Here is a 23,686-nt window from a genome sequence, read left to right as displayed (position 1 = left end):
TATTCTATTACTTGAAAACTCTAGTCGCGGCAACTGCTTGCTTCCATCCTAAATACATTTTTTCTCGCTCTTCATCAGCCATTGAGTGAGTAAATGTCCGCTCAACTTTCCATTGGTGTGCAATTTCTTCTTGATCTTTCCAAAATCCGACTGCAAGTCCTGCGAGGAATGCAGCCCCTAGCGCGGTAATTTCATTGACAGTCGGACGATCGATCGTAACGCCTAAAATATCGCTTTGAAATTGCATCAGAAAATCATTGGCAACGGCACCGCCATCGACACGTAGGGAATTCAGTTCAGTACCGGCATCCGTGACCATTACATCGAGTACATCCCTCGTTTGATAAGCCAATGATTCCAGTGTCGCACGTACAAAATGTTCTTTTGTTGTGCCGCGTGTCAAACCGAATATAGCACCACGCGCATCGCTGTCCCAATAAGGTGTTCCTAAACCGACAAATGCCGGAACGACGTAAACCCCATCCGCGGAATCGACCTTCACTGCATAATCTTCACTATCCGATGCATTATCGAACATACGTAACCCATCACGTAACCATTGGATTGCAGACCCCGCAACAAAAGTACTTCCTTCAAGCGCATAGGTCACTTCCCCACCAACGGACCAAGCAATCGTCGTTAGCAACCCATGGTTTGATTTGACACACTCGTCTCCTGTATTCAATAACATGAAACTTCCTGTTCCATATGTCGTTTTAGCCATTCCTTTTTCAAAACACGCCTGACCAAATAATGCTGCCTGTTGATCCCCTATGACACTTGCAATCGGTATACGGCTCCCCGCGAATGGATACTCTTCTGCATATCCGTAGATTTCTGATGAAGGTCGCACATCGGGAAGCATGCTTTTAGGAACATCCAACATGTCGAGCAATTCATCATCCCACTTCAACTCCCTAATGTTAAAAAGCATTGTCCGTGAGGCATTCGAGTAATCCGTGACATGCGCTCGTCCATTGGTCAATTTATAAACTAACCATGTGTCAATTGTTCCAAATAACAAGTTACCCGCAACGGCCTCTGTCCTTGCGCCTTCCACATTATCAAGGATCCACTTCACTTTCGTCCCGGAAAAATAGGGATCTAAAATCAACCCTGTCTTGTCGGCAACCAACTCATTGTATCCTTGCTCCCGCAACTGTTCGCAAATTTCTTCCGTTTGTCTTGATTGCCAAACAATAGCCTTATAAACCGGAGTCCCGCTACTCTTGTCCCACACTACAGTTGTTTCGCGCTGATTCGTAATCCCGATACCTGAAATCTGTCCAGGGTTCACATGAGCTTTGCGAAGAACTTCAGCAATGCATGATAGGATTGAATTCCAAATTTCATCCGCATCTTGCTCCACCCATCCCGGTTGCTGGAAAAACTGTTCGAATTCCTGCTGCGCCGTTTCAACAGCTTCTCCTTTTTGATTAAAAAGTATTGCCCGTGAACTGGTCGTCCCTTGGTCAAGAGACAAAATATAGTTTTCCAACTTGCATACCTCCGTCTGTCGTTAAAAAAATTACATATTGCTGTAAAAAAGGAGCGCGGGACCCTCTGTCCGTTGCTCCTTTCCAACACGATTAGAATATCGTGTGCAGTGTTGTATTAGCGATTGTGATCATTGTCATGACGATTGTATTGGTAAAGGCTCCCACATACATGTTACCTGTTTTGTTATATAGGTAACGATTAAAGATGGCAGCTATGACCAAAATTGGTACAAGGCCGATGACAATAATGGAAGAAAGAGATTCTCCCGGATAACCCGCCGTTCCTGTAATGAATAACAATCCGTACTGATAGATTAGATAAAGTACCAATCCACCTACAAAATGAAGGATGGAAATCACATAACCTTTTATGCCTGCGTACTTTTCACCGGTCGTATTCATATTGACAGACATTCCTACTATGAAATAGTAAATGAAGAATAGTGGTGCATATTTCAAAAGCGCAAGGAAGTGTTGCACTTCAAACGTCTTCACAGCTACTGTCCAAAGACGGAAGTCCACTTTGAAAATCGCATCTATCACAAAAAGAATACCGAAACCGATGACAGCTGTAAGTATAGCCGTTACAAACGAAGCAACAATTGTCTTAACGTTTGCTTTCACGCCATAATTTGCAATCGTCGCACCTTCGGACTTCTTGGAAATATAGTGATAGCTAACTGCAACGATAAGCATGACAATTGAAACATTAAGTGCCCAAAACATAATTGGATTCACTGTCGGCGCACCGAAAAACGGTGTCGTTTCCAGGAATCGATCTTGTGCTCTTAATAAAACATATTGAACAATGCTTAATACGAATAGCAATAATGAACCTATCTTCGCATTTTTTCCGTAGTTTCGGATCCATGAGAAAATGTAAATAACTCCAGCTACAGCGATGAAAATCATGCTGATTTGACGTAATAATCTCATCCCGGAAACGTCTGCTCCATAAAGGGCTGAAAAGAAAAGGGCTGGATAGATTGCTACAAATACGATAAGTAAATATCTAGTCAACCTTGATCCTTCTGTCTTCGGCTCAGGTAGGGTTGCCGGTTTAACCGTATAGATTGAGTTGAAGAACGGTAGTTTAGACAGCAAGACAATCACTGGAATGAATAGCATAAAAAATCCAATTAGAGCAAGGAGTGAAGCAAATTCTTTGAACATCCATGACTGCCCTTCCTTACCTACTTCAACAATGTCTCCATAGTCAGCAAATGCCATGTCATAGAAATTGATTGCATCTGCAGTTGTTTGCTTTGAGAAGTGGTTCCATGGATGAGTTTCGTTCGGCTGGTAAATTACCCGCTTGCCGCCATCCACTTCATATACTTTCCCTACTTCAGGATTTTCAGGATTACCAAGGAAGCCTTGGCCTTCTTCGGTTCCAACATAGTTTTTCTTTACAACCGATTTGCCTGAAGCCGCAGCTTCCGAATCAAAAAAGAACTCATCATAATCCGCAGCAATTTTCCCTGACATTCTCGGCCCGTATGCATTATTAATATCCTCGTCACTATGTCCTAACAGTTTCAGCCATTGGTAATCTGAACCCATAGTAAGCGAAGTGTAAATTTTTCTGACGCCTGATTGCTGGAAGTCAACTTCATCCAACATAACTGCATTTGTGGATGAAAAACCACCCATGGAGTGACCTGAAACGGCGATAATTCCATTCCCGTCCGCATCTTTCAGCACGAAATTCTGATCGTACATATATTGGACCGCATCATAGATTGCCTGTGGCCAAAATGAGAAAAAGGGAATCGGCTTTTCCATAGTTCCAGTTGAATGCCCGTGGTCGTATTGATCTAACGCCAATACAACATACCCTCTTTTAGACATCTCGATTGCTTGTGCATCTTGCATTTCACCGGAGTTCAAATACCCGTGTGTAGCAACCAAGGCCGGCTTAGGCTGATTGGGTGCATCTTTAGGTTTATATAAAAGACCCGAAAGTTCTCCCCTAGGTGTATCGAAGTAAATTCGTGAAACATCCACTTCTCCACCAGAGCTATTGAATTGTGAAGCGGTTACACTACCAATCAAAATCAACAATAAAGAAATGATAAGCCACACTACCGGTTTCTTTAACTTATTCATAATATCCTCCCTTTTCTTATCTGTATTTATGTACTCTAGAGCAAACCGTTAATAACACGCTGTATTCATAAATATTTATGATTACAATGCTTACTTAATGATTAACAGCGCGCCAATAACGAAGCCACTCCAAATCACATATGGTCATAGCGGACGAAAAAAAGGAGACGCATCAAACAACCTTGAATGGAATCCAAGGTATTCGATGTGTCTCCTAGTCTCTTCACAAACTATTAACTTAAACGTAGTATACTGTTTTTTGAAAACGTTGTCAATTCACTTATCCTAAATCTTATAAAACTCTATTTCAAAAGTGATTCTCCACTTCGGTTTGCCCGTTCCCTATGGTAGGATGAATTTATCTTATAATTCCAACGCGTGAAATTAAAAATAGAAACAAGGAGGGGTGGTCGTATGTGCAATAAAATTATACCGGCAATACGCAATATGAAAGATTTCGATGATGTACTTAAAACAGATCATGAACTGATCATTTTGTTAGAGACCCGCTTGTCACAGTTAGAAAGCACTATCAAATATGCGAAACAACATAAGAAAAAAGTTCTTATTCATGCAGATTTAGTGCGAGGCTTAAAAGTAGATGAGTACGGTCTTGAGTATTTGATTCACAATGTGAAGGTTGATGGCATTATATCGACAAAAGCTAACGTTATCTCGTTCGCCAAAAAACATAATGTAATCGGAATTCAGCGTCTCTTCGCACTTGATAGCCATGCACTCAATCACAATTTAAACGTTTGTAAAAAAATAAAACCCGATTATATTGAAATCCTTCCCGGTGTCATACCGACTATTATTAAAGAAGTCTATGATGAAACAGGAATACCCATCATCGCCGGTGGCTTAATACGCACCCAACGAGATGTCGAGAATGCCTTTAAGAGTTCTGCATATGCGGTGACAACATCTAATAAGGAACTGTGGTAAGATCGATGTTTGTCTCAAATTATTTTTATTGTATACACAGCTAAAGCCACATTCCTTAATGTTATGTAGAAGAAGCTAGCACAGTCTTTTTAACTCGAAAACTTTTCCCACACGCCGCAAAGCGTTATACTATATTCAAACCGATTATTTATCTGGATTCAGATAAAGCCTTCGGACGCAAAGGTATAATTGATAATTTAGGAGGAAATGCAATTGCAAACAGTAGTTCCAATTAAAGGTAATGTACAACATGTAATCACAATGGACCCGGGTATCTGGATATTTGATGACCGGCGGATTGACCTGGATATTTTCTTCACAGGCGGTCACATTGAAAAAGATGAGATGGAAGAATACAAAAGAAGCATGGGTAAACATTGGTCCCGTGAAATAATGGAAGGTGCAACATTCCCTCCTACATTGGAAACAGAGAAGCAATTTGAAGAAAAGAAAGTGATTACCGGCACATATGGTATTTATTTAAATCACTTTTTAAAAAATGCTGAACCGAAAAAAAATGCTACACAACTATTTTTTGAAACAACCAGTGGAGAAAAGCACGTGATTCCAATTACAAATGTCGATAATGTAATTATGAAATATTGCGAAGATGGAAAACCTCTTGGAGAAGAAGGGCCAATCCATATTCTTTTCAAGGATGGCTCGAACGAACATAATCCGATCAAGAATGTCGTTGCAATTCATGTTGAATAGGAGGTATATCTATGCGAGTTAAATGTGTCATATGCGACGAAATTGGACAACTTTCAGATGATGAACCATTAGCTAAGAAATTGAGAAATCGCCCAATCCATACGTATATGTGTCCATCATGTAAAGATCGCATTTCCGAAAAAACAGTTTCTCGTATAGCGACTGGAAATTTCATATTTCGTAGAAGCTCACATTCAATCGAAAAAAACTTTTAATATTGTTTTAACTTTTTACAAATATTTTAATCGTGAAAAGACTCAATCGCAATTATGCGATTGAGTCTTTTTTGTCACCTTTATATTCGTTCATGCGTCGGGCGCGGTAAATAATCAAAATAAGTGCTGCCACGATAAGCCCTTCCACGATTGGAAGAAAAAATGCAAGAAACGTAAGTACGAGGCAACCTATAAACAAAAATAGATAGATTAATAAACTTTGCATAGGTTTTAATTTCTTGGCAAAACCCAGCTTATAAACGATTGCTGACATGAGAAAGACAAGAGCAAAAAGTACGTATCCAGCAGTTGTATAATCCATCGCGCCACCGCTTGTAGGTGTCCCTAACATTTCATAAATGAAACGCGAAATACCTGACATGCGATTGAATACGAACTCGGTTTCCTTAACACTGGTACTCATTCAAGACAGTCCTTTCACAAACAATTATCATTCCTTAGATTTTGCTTTTTTCGTGATTCGCTCGCGTTCACTCTTACTAAGAATTTTCTTACGTAGACGAATAGATAAAGGTGTTACTTCACAATATTCATCGTCATCAAGATATTCAAGTGCTTCCTCAAGTGTCATAATGCGAGGCTTTTTAATCGAAACAGTCTGATCTTTATTCGCTGTACGAATATTCGATTGCTGCTTCGCTTTCGTTAAGTTGATTGTCAAATCAGTATCACGGTTATGTTCACCAACAATCATACCTTCATAGACATCTGTGCCTGGTTCAATGAAAATAACTCCGCGATCTTCCACATGTAAAATACCATAAGGAGTAGCTTTACCATTTTCCATAGAAACGAGAACACCTTCAGCACGGCCTCCAACTCGTCCAGAAGACATTGGTTGGTAACTATCAAACGTATGGTTAATAATCCCGTATCCTCTTGTCATCGTTAGGAACTCTGTTGAATAACCAATCAATCCACGTGCAGGTACAAGAAACAGTAAACGAACAGTTCCAGAACCGTTGTTAACCATATCAATCATTTCACCTTTACGCGTACCAATTGATTCGATAACTGCGCCAGTATGTTCTTCAGGAACTTCTATCTGAACACGTTCTACTGGTTCACATTTTTTCCCGTCAATTTCACGTACAATAACTTCCGGTTTAGATACTTGAAGTTCAAAACCTTCTCGGCGCATATTCTCGATCAAGATCGATAAATGTAATTCTCCACGTCCGGAAACAATCCAAGAATCTGCTCCTGTAGATTCAACACGTAAGGATACATCCGTCTGCAACTGTTGGTTAAGTCTTTCTTCAATCTTTCTAGATGTAACCCATTTACCTTCACGACCTGCAAACGGGCTGTTGTTAACAAGGAATTGCATTTGTAATGTTGGTTCGTCGATATGAAGAGCTGGTAGAACTTCAGGATGCTCAACAGGACAGATTGTATCACTAACATCGATACCTTCAATTCCCGATACTGCAATAAGGTCTCCTGCAAATGCTTCTTCAATATCTACACGTTTTAGCCCTAGGAAACCTGACATTTTTGAAATGCGGAAGTTCTTCTTAGACCCATCACGTTTAATAACCGCAACTTGCTGTCCGACTTTAATTGATCCGCGGAATACTCGTCCAATTCCAATACGACCTACATAATCACTATAATCCAAAAGCGAAACTTGGAACTGAAGAGGCTCGTCACGATTATCAATCGGTGCTGGAATCTTCTCAAGGATTGCTTCATAAAGTACACGTAATGTTTCTTCTTGATCTTCAGGGTTCGATGAAAGACTTGCAGTACCGTTGAATCCAGAAGCAAATACAACTGGGAATTCGAGCTGCTCATCATTCGCTTCTAACTCGATGAATAATTCAAGAACTTCATCTACAACTTCTTCAGGGCGTGCAAACTCGCGGTCAATTTTGTTAACAACAACAATTGGCTTCAAGTTTTCTTCAAGTGCTTTTTTCAACACAAAGCGAGTTTGTGGCATACAACCCTCATAAGCGTCTACTACAAGAACTACACCATCAACCATTTTCAAAATACGCTCGACTTCTCCACCGAAATCGGCGTGACCTGGTGTATCTAAAATATTGATTTTTGTATCTTTGTATTCAATTGCTGTATTCTTCGCAAGAATTGTAATCCCACGCTCACGCTCTATTTCATTGGAATCCATTGCGCGGTCATCTACTTGTTCGTTAGATCTAAATATACCTGATTGCTTCAATAACTGATCAACCAGTGTCGTTTTTCCGTGATCGACGTGTGCAATAATAGCTATGTTTCTTAAATCGTTACGCTCTTTTGTCATGATTTCACTCCATTACTCTTTTTTCAGTTGCTTAACTGTGTTATTATAACACAATACAGTGCTATACAATAAACTTTTTAACATATACGGAGGGATTTTTTTGAAAAATATAAAATGGGTATTCGTTTTCTTCTCGATTGCCGCAATAGCAGCCATGTGTACAATTGGTATTTCTGTTGCTAACCGAAGCATACCTGGCTCTTTATTAGCAATTGTGGCCCTTATTCTTGTAATGGGTTACGGTTTCAAGGCCAAAAAGAAAATGCGTGAAGAAGGAACTCTATAACTAAATTTTTTTGAATAAAGACTATCCTGAAAATGTAAACTGATTTCCAGTTGCAATCGGATAGTCTTTTTTGATTACGTTAATTCAATGTAATCGGCTAATATATCATTGTGCAATCCCTTACGCGATACTAACACAGTATCTTGAGAAAGTAGAGTTAGAGGATTGCCCATTAAATTAGAAGCAACCAATCCTGTCTCCTTTGCAATCACTAATCCTCCCGCAATGTCCCACGGTGATAGTCGAGTAGATATATACGCATCTAACCTTCCAGTAGACACGTAAGCTAATTCAAGCGCTGCTGATCCATATGACCTTGTCCCTCTACACTTTGAAACAAGCTCAATTATTTTCGCGTTATTGAGATATCGATTCGGCGCTACCCACTGCGCATTCAATCCGATTACAGCCTTTTCTACAGTGACAGAATCCAATCGGGGCAATAACTCATCATTATAGTAAGCACCGCCACCATTTACTGCATGATAAAAATCATCATTCATCACATCATATATATACCCGAGCATCCCCACTCCATCTACGTATATACCTAACGATATGGCAAAATGTCGCTTCTGATGGACAAAATTCATCGTCCCGTCAATCGGGTCTAATATCCAGGTCACCCCATCGAGCGAAGTAACCTTGTCTCCGAAACCTTCCTCACCGAAAATTTGGTGTTTCGGGAAATCTTCTCGAATCCGACTTATGAAAAACTGTTCGATTTCACGGTCAATATTTGTCACAAGATCATTTACATTTGATTTGGTATCGATATGTATTTGACTAAAAAAAGACACGCGAATTTTGTGACCCGCTTCTTTTATCAACGATTTCGCATAACGATCAATTGCATACCAGTCCATCAGGCTCATTCCTTTCAATATCTATGACCTCTGTAGCTCAGCAGGAAGCTGACCACATCCCTTACCATGCGGTGAATAAGGCTACGTTTCTTCCTAGTCTCTTTTGCTTTTCAGTGGATGTTTGAACACACACCGAAAGAAGATAAAAGGTAGGTATATCTTAAGTATAACGAAAAAGGCCCCCGATTACACAGTTTCCGTTTGGAAATATGTATTCGAGTGCCTATACTTGCTGCTTATTTGTCTTATTCAAAACCATTCAATGTATCCAACTCCCGATGAATCTCCCTTAACCTGACTTTACTTTTCATATTTTGTTTCGTATCACCTTGAACAATCGCGTCGTGTAATGTTGCTAATTCATAATCCAATTCCAAACGAAGAAGTTTCACGTACTCCCTCTCAACATCCGCTTTTCTAATTATGTGAACGACTTGTTTCATGACCAACACCCCTTTTTACATTTTGGTTTCAAGCTTTCCCAGTTATAGTTACAATATGCAACTCCGACTGATTATTCTAGTCATGAGCCTGTTATTAAGATTATTCCCCTAATTCTGTTACGATAAACGTATAATTAAATAAAGGCGGGAGTAATAATGCATACTAGTTTATGGAAACACGAAGACTTTGACGTCTTTTCTATTAGCGGCCTCGAAAATCGGATGAAAGGACTGGAAACCTTAATTCAACCTAAATTCCACACTTTAGGTAGACATTTTGCGGATCGCCTCTCAGCACATGGTACCGATGAATTTTTCCCTCATGTTGCGAGGCATGCACGTAGAACTGTAAATCCACCGAAAGATAGCTGGGTAGCTTTCGCACCAGCAAAACGGGGATATAAAGCACTACCGCATTTTCAAATTGGATTGTGGGGTACACATCTTTTCATTATTTTGGCAGTCATTTATGAAAATCCAGATAAAAAAGGCATCGCTGAACGGCTTGAACGAAACATCAGCAGCCTTACTTCTCTATCTTCTACATACAAAGTTTCTGGAGACCACATGAAGCCCCAAGCTGACCTAATTGAAGCAATCGGAAGCGATGGTATTGAAAAGCTTCTAAACCGTCTACAAACCGTTAAGAAAGCCGAGTTCTTAGTCGGTCGTCACTTGGCGCGAGAAGAAGCAATCAAAATGACGGAAGATGAATTTTTAGATTTCGCTGAAGAAACTATAAACGATTTACTCACTATTTATGATATTATTATTGGCAAAAATAATTGAATTTATAAGATAAACTCGATTAAATGTGAAAAAACTGCGAGCATCCAAAGTTTTAAGAACTTTGGATGCTCGCAGGTTTAATTTTTGAGTGTGTTGATACCGACAACTTTATCATTTTTACTTACGTCTCTATAAATCTATTTTGACACTTTAAGTATCCCATCGTCTTCCATATTCTTTGCGGCTTTAATAACTTCATAAGCAATATAGCCACTTCCTTTTTCAAACTCTTTCAATAACGTCTTTTCCTCTGATTTAGATGGCACGATTTCCTTAAACGCACGGTAAGCGCCCATGAATACTTTGCGACTCACACCATTTTCATACGCGCTTTCTACAGCACTATAAAGCTCCATAACCGTAACGAGCTCTTCAGTCGTCCAATTTTCTTGTATTGGGTAATTATAGTCCAACTGAACTCCTCCTAATCAATTTTTAAAATTCCAACCTTTTCTTATATTTTCAGCCTCTTCAACCATACGATTAATCAATTCAGCAACTGTTGGTTCGTCCTCTATTAAACCAGTTACTTGCCCAGCCCAGCCGAACCCATTTTCTGCATCCCCGTCATGAATGAATCGGCGATTTGCTTTTCCGCTAATAAAATCTTTCAACTGTTCGTATTTCGCATTTTCGGCTTCAAGACTTAGAATCTTTTCTGTCCATACCCCAGTTAACACACGTGCAGGCGCTCCAATAGTCCGCTTGATGACCGCCGTGTCCGTTTCATGGCTTGTGATGAGAGCATCTTTGTAAGCTCGTGATGCATGAATACATTCCTTCGTTGCAATAAACCGAGTACCCATTTCAATGCCTTCAGCACCAAGCGCATGTGCCGCCATCCACCCACGACCATCCCCGATACCACCAGAAGCAATTACCGGAATCGATACAGCATCGACAACCTGTGGAACAAGCACTATCGTTCCAATATCATCGCGACCTAAATGTCCTCCACCTTCTTGACCAACAACCATTACAGCATCCGCACCCAATTCCTCGGCTTTTTGCGCTTGCCTTTTGGCAGCAACTAATACTAACTTTTTGACAGCAGTACCTTCAAGTAAATCAAAAAATGGTGCCGGATTCCCCCCCGTTACCGATACGACCGGTACTCCTTCTTCCAATGCCGCTTCGACCATATGTTCAAATGGGCGTCCATGTTGGCCAATTGCAAAATTCACACCAAACGGTTGATTCGTGAGCGCTTTCACTTTTCTTATTTCTTCGCGTAGTGCATCTGGCGACTCCAAGCTCATCGCTGTGATTTGTCCAAGTCCCCCTGCTTCTGATACCGCCACACAAAGATCTGAATAGGCAAGATGTGCAAGCCCTCCCTGAACAATCGGAAATTTTACACCAAGTAAATCAGTCACTCTAGTTTTCCATTCCATCCCCATACACCCCTTATTTATCGTTAGTTTGATACCACTTTTATTGTTGAAGGATCGATAAAATCATATCCTTTGTCTCTAAGTCCATTTACAATACCTTCTAACGCTTCAGCAGTCCACTCACGATCGTGCATAAGTAAATTAGCCCCATCACGTAAGTATTCGGTATTCACCATTATGTCCGCTAATGCATTTGCATCCATATATTTTTTTTCCCAATCGTAGCCATATGTCCAATTCATTAATAACATGCCCTCTTCTTGAACAATCGCTCGACTAAACTCCGTATTCACCCCAAAAGGTGCTCGGAAAAATTTCGGGCGTTCTCCAATCACCTTTTCAACTGTATCACTAACAAAAAGAATTTCTTCTTTTTGCTGTTCTTCTGACGACTGCTTTAAATTAGCATGCGTTTTTGTATGATTACCAATCGTAAAACCCATTTCATGAATTTCCTTCAAAATTGCTTGCTTTTCTTCCGTTTCAATAAAGTGACCATTGACAAAGAATATAGCTGGAGCATCAAGATCTTTCAATTTTTTCGCCATCTCAAGAGAACGTTTATCCGGCGCGTCGTCAATTGTTAAGAGCACAACTTTCGGATCCGCATCTTCAATCGGATCGAATCCCCATACTGCATTTAATTCATAAAGAGGATCAGGATTTTTTTCAGCCAGCACTTCGCTGTCCTCTTCTAAAGGCTCGACTTCGACTTCCTCTTCTTCTAATACTTCGGTTCCTTCTGCTTCAATAATTTCGGCTTCAGGTTCCTGACTCACATTTTCTTTAGTGCAAGCAGTTAAAAGTAACGCAAATACTACTACTATGTATAAAACTGATTTCTTCATATTCTCACTTTCCCTTCGATACTCAGATTTTATCACAACAAGTTACTAGCTACAACAACAGGGGCTATTTATAAGGTTCAAAAAGCGCCTAGCAGGGATTAGATCCCACTAGACGCTCTATACTTCATTCTATTTATTTTCCAATCATATGAATTGGTTTGCCTAAAACAACTTCCGCTGCTTCCATTGAGATTTCTCCCAAAGTAGGATGAGCGTGGATTGTCATTGCAATGTCTTCGACAGTCATTCCTGCTTCGATCGCTAGACCTAGTTCAGCTATCATGTCAGATGCACTTTCACCAACAATTTGCGCACCAAGAAGAAGTCCGTCTTCTTTACGAGCGACAAGCTTAACAAATCCTTCGGATGCATCAAGCGCAAGCGCGCGACCGTTTGCTGCAAATGGGAATTTACCTGCAGTCACTTCAAAACCTTCGTCTTTCGCCTGTTGCTCATTTAATCCAACAGTCGCAAGTTCAGGATCTGTGAAACAAACAGCTGGAATTGCCATGTAGTCAACTTCAGACTTTTCACCAGAGATTGCCTCTGCTGCTACTTTTGCTTCATAAGAAGCTTTGTGAGCCAATTGAGGACCAGAAACGATATCGCCAATCGCATAGATATTTGAAACATTTGTACGACACTGCTTATCTACTTCGATAAGTCCACGGTCTGCAAATTTAATACCCATTTCTTCTAGACCGATTTCATCGGTATTTGGACGACGACCAACAGTAACCAAAACATAGTCAGCTTCAACTTTTTTCTCTTCTCCGCCGACTTCATATGTAACTGTTACGCCAGTTTCTGTCTCTTCAACACCTTTTGCAGATGCTTTCAGAGCAATCTCAACGCCTTTTTTCTTCAAGCCTTTTTTAACAATTTGAGTCATTTGCTTTTCAAACCCTGCAAGTATATCATCGCTACCTTCGATAATCGTAACTTCTGAACCAAGATTCGCGAATGAAGATCCAAGTTCTGTTCCGATATAACCGCCGCCAATAACGACAAGCTTACCTGGTAATTCAATTAAGTTTAAAGCCCCAGTAGAGTTAATGATGCGTTTAGAATATTTAAATCCTGGAATTTCAACTGGACGTGATCCAGTAGCTAGAATAGCGTTGTTGAATTTATAAGTTTGGGCAGAATCATCGTTAATTACTCGAACCGTATTTGCATCAACAAAGTACGCTTCTCCATTAACGACATCTACTTTATTCCCTTTTAACAGACCGGCAACTCCGCCTGTCAATTTATTTACAACGCCATTCTTAAATTCCTGCACCTTGGTGAAATCAATTTTAACATCCGTTGCTGTAATTCCCATTGACTCGGAACCTTTCGCATTAACATAACGATGCCCAACAGCAATAAGTGCTTTTGATGGAATACACCCAACGTTCAAGCACACGCCACCTAGATCTCCTTTTTCTACAACTGTTACCTTTTGTCCAAGTTGTGCTGCACGAATTGCCGCAACATAACCTCCAGGACCCGAACCTACAACAAGAGTATCTACTTCAATTGGAAAGTCTCCTACTACCATCTCTTACGCCTCCATTAATAAAAGTTCCGGATTTGCCAACATGTTCTTTAAGTGATTCAGCGCATTTTGTGCAGTAGCGCCGTCAATCATCCGGTGATCGAACACTAATGATAATGCTAACATAGGTGCTGCTACAATTTCACCATTTTTGACAACTGGCTTTTCTGCAATTCGACCAATTCCTAAAATAGCTACTTCTGGATGATTAATAATTGGTGTAAACCATTGCCCTCCAGCAGACCCTATATTCGTAATTGAGCACGTTGCACCGCTCATTTCAGCAAGCGATAACTTTCCGTCACGCGCTTTGACAGCAAGCTCATTTATTTCCCCGGAAATAGCGAAAACAGATTTTCGATCTGCGTGTTTCACGACTGGAACGAGTAAACCACGATCTGTATCTGCAGCAATCCCGATGTTATAGTAGTGTTTGTTTACAATTTCCTGCGTCTCATCATCAAGAGATGTGTTCAACGAAGGGAATTCGCGCAAAGTACTTACTAAAGCTTTCACAACATACGGTAAATAAGTTAACTTGATATCTTTTTCTGCAGCAATCCCTTTGAATTTATTGCGATGTGCAACAAGCTCTGTCACATCAACTTCATCAAGTAGTGTGACGTGAGGAGCTGTATGCTTCGAATTAACCATTGCTTTGGCAATTGCTTTTCGAACTCCAGACATCTTCTCTCGCGTTTCAGGGAATTCTCCTTCTGGCGTCACTGGAGCCTTTGTTTCTTTAGTAGTATTTTCTACTTTTGCTGATTCGTCAGATGGAGCAACTTCGACAGATTCCTGTCCACCAGTCATGAACGTTTCAACATCTTCCTTCATTACTCGATCATTTTTACCTGTTCCGGCAACCATACGAATATCAACTTCGTTGTCACGAGCAAATTTACGGACAGATGGCATCGCAATAATTCGACGATCTACATCAACTTCGGACGAAGCTACAGAGGTTTTTGTTTCCTCTTCCTTAACAGCTTCTACTTCTACTTCCTCCTTAGCAGGAGCAGGTTTAGTAGTGTCCTCAACAACTTCTTTTTCTTCTGATTCCTCAGGCTCTTCACTTTCGTAACCTGGTGCATCAAATACAATCAATACATCTCCTACAACTGCTACAGTGCCTTCAGAAACAAGTATTTCTTTTACTGTACCTGTGACAGGAGACGGTATTTCGACAACTGCTTTATCGTTCTGAATCTCGACAAGCGTATCATCTTCATTAATCGTGTCTCCCACGGAAACGAACCATTTTACAATTTCACCTTCATGGATTCCTTCTCCGATATCTGGTAAACGGAATTTAAATGCCACGCGATTCACCCTTTCTATTTAGCCAACGACTCTATTACACATCTATGTTTGAATTAACATAGACTTCAAATGAACTCATTTAAAATTTCAATACCTTCATTGCTGTTTCCATAATATCCTTCGCATTCGGGAGCCACGAGTTCTCACCTTGGGCAAATGGATAAATTGTATCCGGTGCCGTCACACGTAGTACAGGAGCATCGAGACTTAAGATCGCGCGCTCTGTAATTTCAGCTACAACATTCGCCGCAATCCCTGCCTGTTTCTGTGCTTCTTGAACAACGATTGCTCGGCTAGTTTTCTCAACAGATGCAATAATCGTTTCAATATCAAGCGGTTGGATAGTACGTAAATCGATTACTTCAAGTGAATAACCTTCTTTTTCTAGCGCTTCAGCAGCTTTCAAGCTTTCATGAACCATCGCACCGTATGTGATAACAGTAAGATCAGTTCCCTCGCGCTTAACATCAGCTTTTCCAAGTGGGATTGTATACGATTCTTCCGGAACTTCTTGTCTGAATGAACGATATAGTTTCATATGCTCAAGGAAGACAACTGGATTGTCATCACGAATTGCAGAAATCAGAAGCCCTTTTGCATCGTAGGGTGTAGACGGAATAACTACTTTTAATCCTGGTTGTGATGCAACGAGTCCTTCAAGACTGTCCGCGTGCATTTCTGGCGTTGCAACTCCTCCACCAAATGGGGAACGGATTGTAACTGGTGCGTCAAAACGGCCCGCACTACGGAATTGCATACGTGCAAGTTGACCACTAACTGAGTCAATTACTTCAAATATAAAACCGAAAAACTGTATTTCCATTACAGGACGGAATCCTGTGAATGCTAAACCAATTGCAAGTCCACCTATTCCAGATTCACCGAGTGGTGTATCGAATACACGATCTTCACCGAACTCTTTTTGCAAACCTTCTGTCGCCCGGAATACACCACCATTGTTTCCAACGTCTTCGCCGAAGACTAGAACATTTTCATCATCTTTTAACTCTGAACGCATTGCGTCAGTAATGGCTTGAATCATCGTCATTTGTGCCATCGGTTACTTCGACTCCTTTTCCGTGTAAATAGCAAGTTGCTCTTGTAAGTTATATGGTAACTCACCTTTATACATAATATTAATAAAGTCTGTCACTTTTTGTTTAGGCGCAGCATCCGCCAATTTAACAGCCTCTTTAATGTCTTCTTTCGCGCGTTCGATTACCTCTTCTTCTTTCGCTTCATCCCAAATTCCTTTTTCTCCTAAATATTTACGGAATCGAATAAGAGGATCGCGCTTTTCCCATTCGCTATCCGTTTCAGAAGTACGGTAACGAGTCGGATCATCTCCAGCCATTGTATGCGGACCGTATCGATAACAATAAGTCTCAATCAAAGTTGGGCCATCGCCATTCACTGCACGTTCACGCGCTTCTTTCGTAACCGCATACACCGCAAGTGGATCCATACCATCAACTAAAACGCTTGGAATGCCTGCCGAAATCCCCTTTTGCGCAAGCGTTTTCGCAGCCGTTTGTACACTACGATGTGTTGAGATCGCATACTGGTTATTTTGAATGATGAAGATTGCTGGAGAACGATACGCCCCTGCAAAGTTAATTCCTTCATAGAAATCACCCTGTGAAGTTCCACCATCACCTGTATAAGTCATTGCAACAGCTTTTGTTCCACGTTTCTGAAAACCAAGAGCAATACCTGCAGCTTGAATGTATTGTGCGCCAATAATAATTTGAGGTGGGAATAAATTAACACCTTCTGGAATCGCTCCACCTTCATAATGCCCACGTGACCATAGAAACGCTTTTGATAGTGGCAGTCCGTGCCAAATCATTTGGGGTACGTCACGATATCCTGGTAAGATAAAATCTTCTTTTTCAAGCGCAAAGTGGGATGCGATTTGTGACGCTTCCTGACCTGCTGTCGGTGCATAAAAACCTAAACGACCTTGACGATTTAAAGAAATTGAGCGTTGGTCCAAAATTCGTGTGTAGACCATTCTCGACATTAACTCCACCAAATCTTCATCAGACATTTTCGGATCTGCTTCTTCGTTAACGATCTTACCTTCTTCGTCTAAGATCTGGTACATTTCAAATTTCTCTTCAATTTCTTGAAGCGTTTTCACCGGATCCAACTGTTTCGTATTTTTTACAGCCATTTCGGCAACTCTCCTTTATCAACTGTATTATGAACACTTCGCTTTAACATTGATACAACCATTACTATTTATTAGTATACTTAAATTAAATGCATAGGTCAATCATTGGAATTGCCGCTGTAATCTACCTCGCGAGTTATTAGAATACATAATAATTACTGACCTGTATTAGTACAATGTTTCAACTGTGTTATAATAGGGGGCCGGAAAAACTTCCTATTTAAAGCAAAAAAAGACGAGCTGAGATATTTACTCAATTCGTCTTTTATTACTAAATTATTTATCTTCTGAAATACTTTCAAACACTTTTTCTTTCGCAGCATTTAATTCTTGAGTCGACAGATTAAAAGCATCTATTGTTGAAAGAACAGTTTCGTTTTGTGAATTGACTTCTGCAACTGTATTTTGTAATTCTACGAGTTCTGTCGATTCATCTACAAGCATCGAATAAAGACTTTTTTGTAATTCGGATAACTTTTTGTATTCAGCAATAAATGAGGAATGAAATTCATAACGATCCATTATAAGGTTTTGCAACTCTTTCATTTCACTTTTATTCTCTTCCTCTGCTTCAACAATAACCTCATCTAGAGATTTAACAAGCGTCTTTCCTTCTTCCATTGACAAACTCTCTTCTTCTATTAAAGAGAGTCGTTGTTCTAGCAATTGCTCAAGTTCAACAACTTTTGAGTTAAGTACCTCTGTCTCTTCTTGAGTTAGTTCCATAACACTAGTAAATAGTTCTTGTTCTGTATTCTCTAATTTAGAAAGGTCAGACTGAGCCTCTCTGTAATTTTCTTCAGCAGTATACATTTTTGAAAGCGTATCAGAAAGCTTTTGTTCATCCGACTCGCCAATACTACATCCGGCCAATAGTATACATATACTTAAAAAAACGACACCAATACGATGTTTTCTCACGATTTCACTCCTTTATATCCTCAATAAACTATAGCGTTTTTTTGAAATTAATTCAACCCCATGCCAAAACACTTCCAAGCTTTTTGCCGTTCGCTTATAATGATAATTAGTAAGGTTTTTAATTTAGATTTGAAAGGAAGTAGTACGATGATTTTAATGAAAGACATCATAAGGGAAGGACACCCTTCACTACGAATCAAAGCAGAGGAAGTTAAATTCCCGTTATCGGTAGAAGATCGCAAGCTTACTGAGGATTTACTTCAGTATCTAAAAAACAGCCATGACCCTATTTTATCTGAAAAGTATGATTTACGAGCAGGTATTGGGCTTGCCGCACCTCAAATAGATGTTTTAAAAAGGGTGTTTGCTCTTCATATTACAGAAGCTGAAGGAGACTCAGTAAGCTTTGTTGCAATTAATCCTAAAATAATAAGTCACTCTGTCGAAAAAACGCATCTTGCTTCTGGCGAGGGTTGTCTTTCTGTTGACAGAGATGTGCAAGGATACGTACCAAGGCATAGACGTATCACGATTACAGCGTTTGATGAAGAAGGTAACCCTTTTAAGAAAAGACTAAAAGGGCTAGCATCCATTGCCTTTCAACACGAACTCGACCATTTAAATGGAGTTTTATTTTACGATCATATTGACGCCATCGATCCATTTAAAGAGTTACCCAATTCAGTTCCATTTGAACGAAATTAAATATAACGCTTAACTTGACAGAAAGTTCAGTTTAGTTTATAATTAGGGCAAGGAGTGAATTGCCATGTATAAACGCCTGAAACGGAAACTGTTGAAACGGCTCAATGGCATACTCGGTAAAAAAACTATTGCCTAGCATGTAAGCCCACTAGTAAATTTGGTGGGCTTTTCTTTATTTAAATGAAGCATCGTGCTAATATATAGAGAATGATTTCAATTTGATCGTAAAAAAGGAGAGCAAACAATGATCTACAAAATTTATTACCAAGAAAACATGCATAACGTACCGGTCCGCGAAAATACGAAAAGTATGTACATCGAAACAGATTCAGAGCAATCCGTTCGAAAGATATTGAAAGATCGAAACTTCAATATCGAATACATCCAGCCTCTTGAAGGCCTCCATCTTGAACATGAACAGACTTCACCGTCTTTTCAGCTCGAACAGGTTTAAGTTATGAATTCAATTAAAAATAATGAAACAGCTGTTTTCGCATTAGGCGGACTAGGTGAAATCGGCAAAAATACGTACGCGATTCAATTTCAAGACGAAATTATTATTATTGATGCAGGCATTAAATTTCCAGATGACGAACTTTTAGGAATCGATTATGTCATTCCAGATTATACGTTCCTTGAGCGCAATGCAGATAAAATTAAAGGTCTTTTCATCACACATGGTCATGAAGATCATATTGGTGGGATTCCTTATTTACTCCGAAAAGTAAATGTCCCCGTTTATGGTGGAAAACTTGCTTTAGGATTGCTTCGAAACAAGCTCGAAGAACATGGATTACTTCGAACAACGACAATGATTCCAATTAACGAAGATGATGTTATTAAATTTAGAAAGACATCTGTTACCTTCTTTAGGACAACCCATAGTATTCCCGATGCCTTTGGTGTAGTTGTAAAAACTCCATCTGGGAATATCGTTCACACAGGGGATTTCAAATTTGATTTTACTCCTGTTGGAGAACCAGCAAATCTAACAAAAATGGCTAAAATTGGCGGAGATGGTGTGCTCTGCTTACTTTCAGATAGTACAAATGCTGAAGTACCAGGTTTTACTACTTCCGAACTCAAAGTCGGCGAGAGCCTAAATGAGATTTTCCGGAAAGTAGATGGCCGAATTATCTTTGCTACGTTTGCTTCAAACATCTACAGATTGCAACAAGCCATTGAGGCTGCACAAGCTTTCGGGCGAAAAATTGCAATTTTCGGTAGAAGTATGGATAACGCAATTACTATCGGACGAGAACTTGGATACCTCTCAGGGCCTAAAGAATTATTTATCGACACACAGTCCTTAAATAAATTACCTGCAAACGAAGTAATGATTCTCTGTACAGGAAGTCAAGGAGAACCAATGGCTGCTTTATCACGAATAGCAAATGGAACTCATAGACAAGTACAAATACAGCCCGGTGATACAGTTATTTTCTCTTCATCACCAATTCCAGGTAACACATTAAGCATTAACAAAACCATCAACTCGTTGTTCCGTGCAGGAGCAGAAGTACTCCATGGTTCATTAAATAATATTCATACATCAGGTCATGGTTCTCAAGAAGAACAAAAACTAATGATTCGACTTATGAAACCTAAGTATTTCATGCCAATCCATGGTGAATACCGAATGATGAAAATGCATACTGAACTTGCTGTAGATTGTGATGTATTGCAAGAGAATACATTCATTATGGGGAATGGAGATGTCCTTGCCTTAACAGCAGATAGTGCACGACCTGCTGGACGAGTACCTTCTGGTGATGTTTACATTGATGGAAGTGGAATTGGCGATATTGGAAATGTGGTATTGCGTGACCGTAGAATTTTATCAGAAGACGGACTAGTTATTGTTGTTTCGACACTAGATACGAAGAAAAACAAAATCGTTTCGGGTCCTGATATCATTTCAAGAGGCTTCGTATATATGCGCGAATCAGGAACTATGATTCATGAGGCACAACGAATGTTGTCAAGACAATTACAAAGTAAGCTTACGAATACACCAGCGAATGTTCCCGCTTTAAAAACGGAAATAATTGATGTGTTGGGCCCTTACTTATATGAAAAAACAAAAAGAAAACCAATGGTACTTCCCGTTATTATGGAAGTTTAACCCGTAATTATATTTTCAGTAATGTTCAAATAAAATATCCCATCATGCATTCAATCTAGCATGATGGGATATTTTTAATTTTTAATGCAACGCTTTCTTCTCGAATCTGTGGATATCTTTGTCAGATCCAATAACAATCAATATGTCGTCCATTTCAATTGTTTCAATTGCTTGCGGTGACACGAGTATATGAGTCCCCCGTTTAATGGCGACGATGTTCACTCCATACTTTGCCCGTATGTCCAATTCAACAAGTGTAAAGCCCGTGATCTTCTCATTTGCTTTTATTTCAGCAATTGAATATTCATCGGATAGTTCAAGATAATCCAGAATATTATTAGATACCATATTATTAGCAATCCGGATCCCCATATCACGTTCAGGGTGAACAACTTGGTCAGCACCAATTTTTCTAAGTACTTTTTCATGGTAATCATTTTGCGCTTTTACAGTAACTTTTTTTACCCCTATTTCTTTTAACATTAATGTGGTTAATATACTCGCTTGTATGTTATCCCCTATCGCCACAATTACATGTTCGAAGTTTCGAATACCAAGAGATCTCAGTACAGATTCATCTGTTGTATCTGCGGTAACAGCTTGAGTCGCAATCGATGCAAAATCTTCAACTTTATCAGCAGAAATATCAATTGCCATTACATCCGCATCTAGTTCCACTAATTCTCTAACGATGCTTCCCCCGAATCGACCAAGTCCAATAACGACAAATTCCTTTTTCATAAGATGTACATCTCCTGTTCACTACTCGAATGCGGTTATTGTAACACATTCAGTGACCAAGCTCAATTGAACCCCATGAAAGCGGCCTGTCTTTTATTATCGTCAAACTAGCATTCAATCCTTTTCATTTAACAATCTTAGAATACGCTTTTTCACTAATTGCATTCCCCTTTCACCCGATTGGAAATGTCGAAGTCTTCCATTCCTATCAAATAAGTAGCAAGCAGGTACTTGTTCGTTCTCAAATGCATCCGTAACCAAGACATTATCATCAACGATAATCGGATGCTTCATGTTATACTCCCTTGCTCTATTCTTAATAACCTCTATATCCAAGTCTTTTTCCGATCGAGGCATATGAACTGCTATAATAGTCAACTTTTGATTAAACAAAGCTTTCAACTCATTTATTTCTTGAACAGATCCTTTGCATAAATAACAGCTAACAGACCAGAAGTGGATAAGTATTGGTTTGTTCCCAATAAGATCTGACTTGGTTACTCTGCCATTGAGCCAGGTAGTTCCATTAGTAAATTCCGGCATTTGTTCATATAACTTCAAATTTGCAGCCCCCTTATTTGCAACACCATAACTATAGTATGCAAAAAGAGTTAAAATTCCATAATAAAAAAAGAACACCTTTTTAGGTGCTCCAAATAAATTACTTTACTTCATTTACAATCCGATGGTTTTTCTGGTCTTTCCAAACAGTATTCACAATCTGGATCAGCGCAGGAAAATTCTCTCCACTCATTACAAGAACCACAATAAGAAGAGTCAAATTCATCATTATATTCAAGTAGCTCTAGACAAGTTGAGCAATGCTCCAGGGCATCTGAAGATTCTATAATTTTTCTTTTGTTTGCAAAAAAGATTCCTTCTATTTTTTTACTTGAGTATGCTAAGTCTTTAACATCATTCATATGAAGGCCAAGGTCTTCCAATGTCCACTTTCTTTCATCGGGATCTAAGTAAAAAACCTTTTTAATTCCCAATCGACAACCCCTCCTCTATTCGATATATTGTAACATGAAAATCAATAAATACTCTATAATAAGCTAGCTATTTATTTCCTTTAACTAGATTTAAAAAATACTTGATTTATGTCAATTTTTCCGTATAATAAAAAAGGGTTTATAATAAACTTCTAGTTAAGTACTAGTAAACTTCATGTATTTAAAAAGGGGAAGTAAGTATGCAAATTGGACGAAAAATAAAGAGCCTTCGCTTAAAAAAAGGACTTACTCAAGAAGAACTTGGTGAACGAACTGATTTAACAAAAGGACATATTTCTCAACTTGAACGCGATTTAAATTCTCCTTCCATTGAAACTCTATTTGCACTTCTTGAGGTTTTAGGCACCACTCCTAAAGATTTTTTCGACAACTCAAAGGACTCTGCCAAGATTGTTTGTTCAAGTGATGAACAAACTGTTTTTACAGATAGCCAACTAAAGTATAGTATGCGCTGGCTTGTTCCTAGATCCAATGAAAATAACATGGAACCTGTACGAATCACTTTGGAAAATAAAGGTGAATTTAAAACATTTGAACCATCCCTTTCCGAAACGTTTATTTATGTGTTAGTAGGGAAAGTGATTCTAGAACTAGGTGATTTGAAGTACACAGCAAATGAAGGTGATGCAATTTACTATGAAGCATCAGATAATCATCAGCTATTTAATGCATTCGAAGGAACAAGTGAAGTCATACTTGTTGCAACAGAATCTTATCTTTAATACTATGCGCTTT

At 39.4% G+C, this 23,686-nt stretch carries 26 protein-coding genes; 9 read left to right on the top strand and 17 right to left on the bottom strand.

The genetic code is table 11. From position 1 onward, the window contains the following. Positions 1-7 precede the first annotated feature (7 nt). Both glpK and ACXYMX_RS01560 read right to left on the bottom strand, forming a co-directional pair. Positions 8-1,498 (bottom strand): glycerol kinase GlpK, encoded by a 1,491-nt coding sequence (glpK, locus tag ACXYMX_RS01565; RefSeq protein ID WP_459042455.1) that lies wholly within the window; start codon positions 1,496-1,498, stop codon positions 8-10. A gap of 91 nt (positions 1,499-1,589) precedes the next feature. Next, a complete protein-coding gene (locus ACXYMX_RS01560; RefSeq protein WP_459042454.1) occupies positions 1,590-3,608 on the bottom strand; it encodes an alpha/beta fold hydrolase in 2,019 nt (672 codons plus the stop codon). 414 nt (positions 3,609-4,022) lie between these two features. On the opposite strand from ACXYMX_RS01560, the gene ACXYMX_RS01555 reads away from it, so the two are divergent. The 3 genes from ACXYMX_RS01555 (at position 4,023) to ACXYMX_RS01545 (ending at position 5,485) form a co-directional block, all read left to right on the top strand. Then, positions 4,023-4,556, top strand: coding sequence for a glycerol-3-phosphate responsive antiterminator (locus ACXYMX_RS01555; RefSeq protein WP_459042453.1), 534 nt, complete (start codon positions 4,023-4,025; stop codon positions 4,554-4,556). A 213-nt stretch (positions 4,557-4,769) separates the two neighbouring features. After that, complete coding sequence (locus ACXYMX_RS01550) at positions 4,770-5,270, top strand: peptidyl-prolyl cis-trans isomerase (protein ID WP_459042452.1); 501 nt, start codon at positions 4,770-4,772, stop codon at positions 5,268-5,270. Between the two features lie 11 nt (positions 5,271-5,281). Then, positions 5,282-5,485: a YlaI family protein gene (locus ACXYMX_RS01545; protein WP_459042451.1), complete on the top strand. Its 204-nt coding sequence runs from the start codon at positions 5,282-5,284 to the stop codon at positions 5,483-5,485. A 52-nt stretch (positions 5,486-5,537) separates the two neighbouring features. Here the strand turns inward: ACXYMX_RS01545 and ACXYMX_RS01540 are convergent, their stop codons facing one another. Both ACXYMX_RS01540 and typA read right to left on the bottom strand, forming a co-directional pair. After that, on the bottom strand, positions 5,538-5,909 hold the full coding sequence (locus ACXYMX_RS01540) for a YlaH-like family protein (RefSeq protein ID WP_459042450.1): 372 nt from the start codon (positions 5,907-5,909) through the stop codon (positions 5,538-5,540). A 27-nt stretch (positions 5,910-5,936) separates the two neighbouring features. After that, positions 5,937-7,775, bottom strand: coding sequence for a translational GTPase TypA (gene typA, locus ACXYMX_RS01535; RefSeq protein WP_459042449.1), 1,839 nt, complete (start codon positions 7,773-7,775; stop codon positions 5,937-5,939). A 100-nt stretch (positions 7,776-7,875) separates the two neighbouring features. Between typA and ACXYMX_RS01530 the strand changes: the two genes are divergently transcribed. Next, positions 7,876-8,061 (top strand): YlaF family protein, encoded by a 186-nt coding sequence (locus tag ACXYMX_RS01530; protein ID WP_459042448.1) that lies wholly within the window; start codon positions 7,876-7,878, stop codon positions 8,059-8,061. A gap of 74 nt (positions 8,062-8,135) precedes the next feature. On the opposite strand, the gene ACXYMX_RS01525 is transcribed toward ACXYMX_RS01530, so the two are convergent. Continuing rightward, positions 8,136-8,927 carry an inositol monophosphatase family protein gene (locus ACXYMX_RS01525; protein WP_459042447.1) on the bottom strand — a complete coding sequence of 264 codons (792 nt, stop codon included), beginning with the start codon at positions 8,925-8,927 and terminating at the stop codon, positions 8,136-8,138. Positions 8,928-9,172: 245 nt separating this feature from the next. After that, positions 9,173-9,370 carry a hypothetical protein gene (locus tag ACXYMX_RS01520; protein WP_459042446.1) on the bottom strand — a complete coding sequence of 66 codons (198 nt, stop codon included), beginning with the start codon at positions 9,368-9,370 and terminating at the stop codon, positions 9,173-9,175. A 156-nt stretch (positions 9,371-9,526) separates the two neighbouring features. Here ACXYMX_RS01520 and ACXYMX_RS01515 point away from each other — a divergent pair, with 156 nt between their 5' ends. Continuing rightward, on the top strand, positions 9,527-10,159 hold the full coding sequence (locus ACXYMX_RS01515; RefSeq protein ID WP_459042445.1) for a YktB family protein: 633 nt from the start codon (positions 9,527-9,529) through the stop codon (positions 10,157-10,159). 137 nt (positions 10,160-10,296) lie between these two features. On the opposite strand, the gene ACXYMX_RS01510 is transcribed toward ACXYMX_RS01515, so the two are convergent. The 8 genes from ACXYMX_RS01510 to ACXYMX_RS01475 form a co-directional block, all read right to left on the bottom strand. After that, positions 10,297-10,572: a UPF0223 family protein gene (locus ACXYMX_RS01510; protein ID WP_459042444.1), complete on the bottom strand. Its 276-nt coding sequence runs from the start codon at positions 10,570-10,572 to the stop codon at positions 10,297-10,299. A gap of 15 nt (positions 10,573-10,587) precedes the next feature. Next, on the bottom strand, positions 10,588-11,553 hold the full coding sequence (locus tag ACXYMX_RS01505) for an NAD(P)H-dependent flavin oxidoreductase (protein WP_459042443.1): 966 nt from the start codon (positions 11,551-11,553) through the stop codon (positions 10,588-10,590). Positions 11,554-11,576: 23 nt separating this feature from the next. Further along, complete coding sequence (locus ACXYMX_RS01500) at positions 11,577-12,401, bottom strand: polysaccharide deacetylase family protein (RefSeq protein WP_459042442.1); 825 nt, start codon at positions 12,399-12,401, stop codon at positions 11,577-11,579. A 133-nt stretch (positions 12,402-12,534) separates the two neighbouring features. Beyond that, entirely contained in the window at positions 12,535-13,947 is a 1,413-nt protein-coding gene (gene lpdA / locus ACXYMX_RS01495; protein ID WP_459042441.1) for a dihydrolipoyl dehydrogenase, read from the bottom strand. 3 nt (positions 13,948-13,950) lie between these two features. Then, complete coding sequence (locus tag ACXYMX_RS01490; protein WP_459042440.1) at positions 13,951-15,267, bottom strand: dihydrolipoamide acetyltransferase family protein; 1,317 nt, start codon at positions 15,265-15,267, stop codon at positions 13,951-13,953. 79 nt (positions 15,268-15,346) lie between these two features. After that, positions 15,347-16,324, bottom strand: coding sequence for an alpha-ketoacid dehydrogenase subunit beta (locus ACXYMX_RS01485; RefSeq protein WP_459042439.1), 978 nt, complete (start codon positions 16,322-16,324; stop codon positions 15,347-15,349). 3 nt (positions 16,325-16,327) lie between these two features. Continuing rightward, positions 16,328-17,443 (bottom strand): pyruvate dehydrogenase (acetyl-transferring) E1 component subunit alpha, encoded by a 1,116-nt coding sequence (gene pdhA / locus ACXYMX_RS01480; protein ID WP_459042438.1) that lies wholly within the window; start codon positions 17,441-17,443, stop codon positions 16,328-16,330. Positions 17,444-17,719: 276 nt separating this feature from the next. Continuing rightward, entirely contained in the window at positions 17,720-18,364 is a 645-nt protein-coding gene (locus ACXYMX_RS01475) for a YkyA family protein (RefSeq protein ID WP_459042437.1), read from the bottom strand. A 147-nt stretch (positions 18,365-18,511) separates the two neighbouring features. Here ACXYMX_RS01475 and def point away from each other — a divergent pair, with 147 nt between their 5' ends. The 3 genes from def to rnjA all read left to right on the top strand — a co-directional run bounded on the left by def (position 18,512) and on the right by rnjA (position 21,194). After that, positions 18,512-19,069 (top strand): peptide deformylase, encoded by a 558-nt coding sequence (gene def, locus ACXYMX_RS01470; RefSeq protein ID WP_459042436.1) that lies wholly within the window; start codon positions 18,512-18,514, stop codon positions 19,067-19,069. 244 nt (positions 19,070-19,313) lie between these two features. Further along, entirely contained in the window at positions 19,314-19,523 is a 210-nt protein-coding gene (locus ACXYMX_RS01465) for a DNA-dependent RNA polymerase subunit epsilon (protein ID WP_459042435.1), read from the top strand. 3 nt (positions 19,524-19,526) lie between these two features. Then, complete coding sequence (gene rnjA / locus ACXYMX_RS01460; RefSeq protein WP_459042434.1) at positions 19,527-21,194, top strand: ribonuclease J1; 1,668 nt, start codon at positions 19,527-19,529, stop codon at positions 21,192-21,194. 81 nt (positions 21,195-21,275) lie between these two features. On the opposite strand, the gene ACXYMX_RS01455 is transcribed toward rnjA, so the two are convergent. From ACXYMX_RS01455 to ACXYMX_RS01445, 3 genes are all read right to left on the bottom strand, one after another. Beyond that, on the bottom strand, positions 21,276-21,935 hold the full coding sequence (locus ACXYMX_RS01455; protein ID WP_459042433.1) for a potassium channel family protein: 660 nt from the start codon (positions 21,933-21,935) through the stop codon (positions 21,276-21,278). A gap of 114 nt (positions 21,936-22,049) precedes the next feature. Then, the gene (locus ACXYMX_RS01450) at positions 22,050-22,496 is read right to left on the bottom strand and encodes a redoxin domain-containing protein (RefSeq protein ID WP_459042432.1); all 447 of its coding nucleotides are present in this window, start codon (positions 22,494-22,496) and stop codon (positions 22,050-22,052) included. 110 nt (positions 22,497-22,606) lie between these two features. Beyond that, positions 22,607-22,930: a hypothetical protein gene (locus ACXYMX_RS01445; RefSeq protein ID WP_459042431.1), complete on the bottom strand. Its 324-nt coding sequence runs from the start codon at positions 22,928-22,930 to the stop codon at positions 22,607-22,609. Positions 22,931-23,130: 200 nt separating this feature from the next. Between ACXYMX_RS01445 and ACXYMX_RS01440 the strand changes: the two genes are divergently transcribed. Beyond that, the gene (locus tag ACXYMX_RS01440; RefSeq protein WP_459042430.1) at positions 23,131-23,673 is read left to right on the top strand and encodes a helix-turn-helix domain-containing protein; all 543 of its coding nucleotides are present in this window, start codon (positions 23,131-23,133) and stop codon (positions 23,671-23,673) included. Positions 23,674-23,686: the final 13 nt, after the last annotated feature.

The organism is Sporosarcina sp. CAU 1771 (assembly GCF_054482775.1).
The sequence above is the reverse complement of the archived record's forward strand: the minus strand, read 5'-3'. Positions and strand labels throughout refer to the sequence as shown.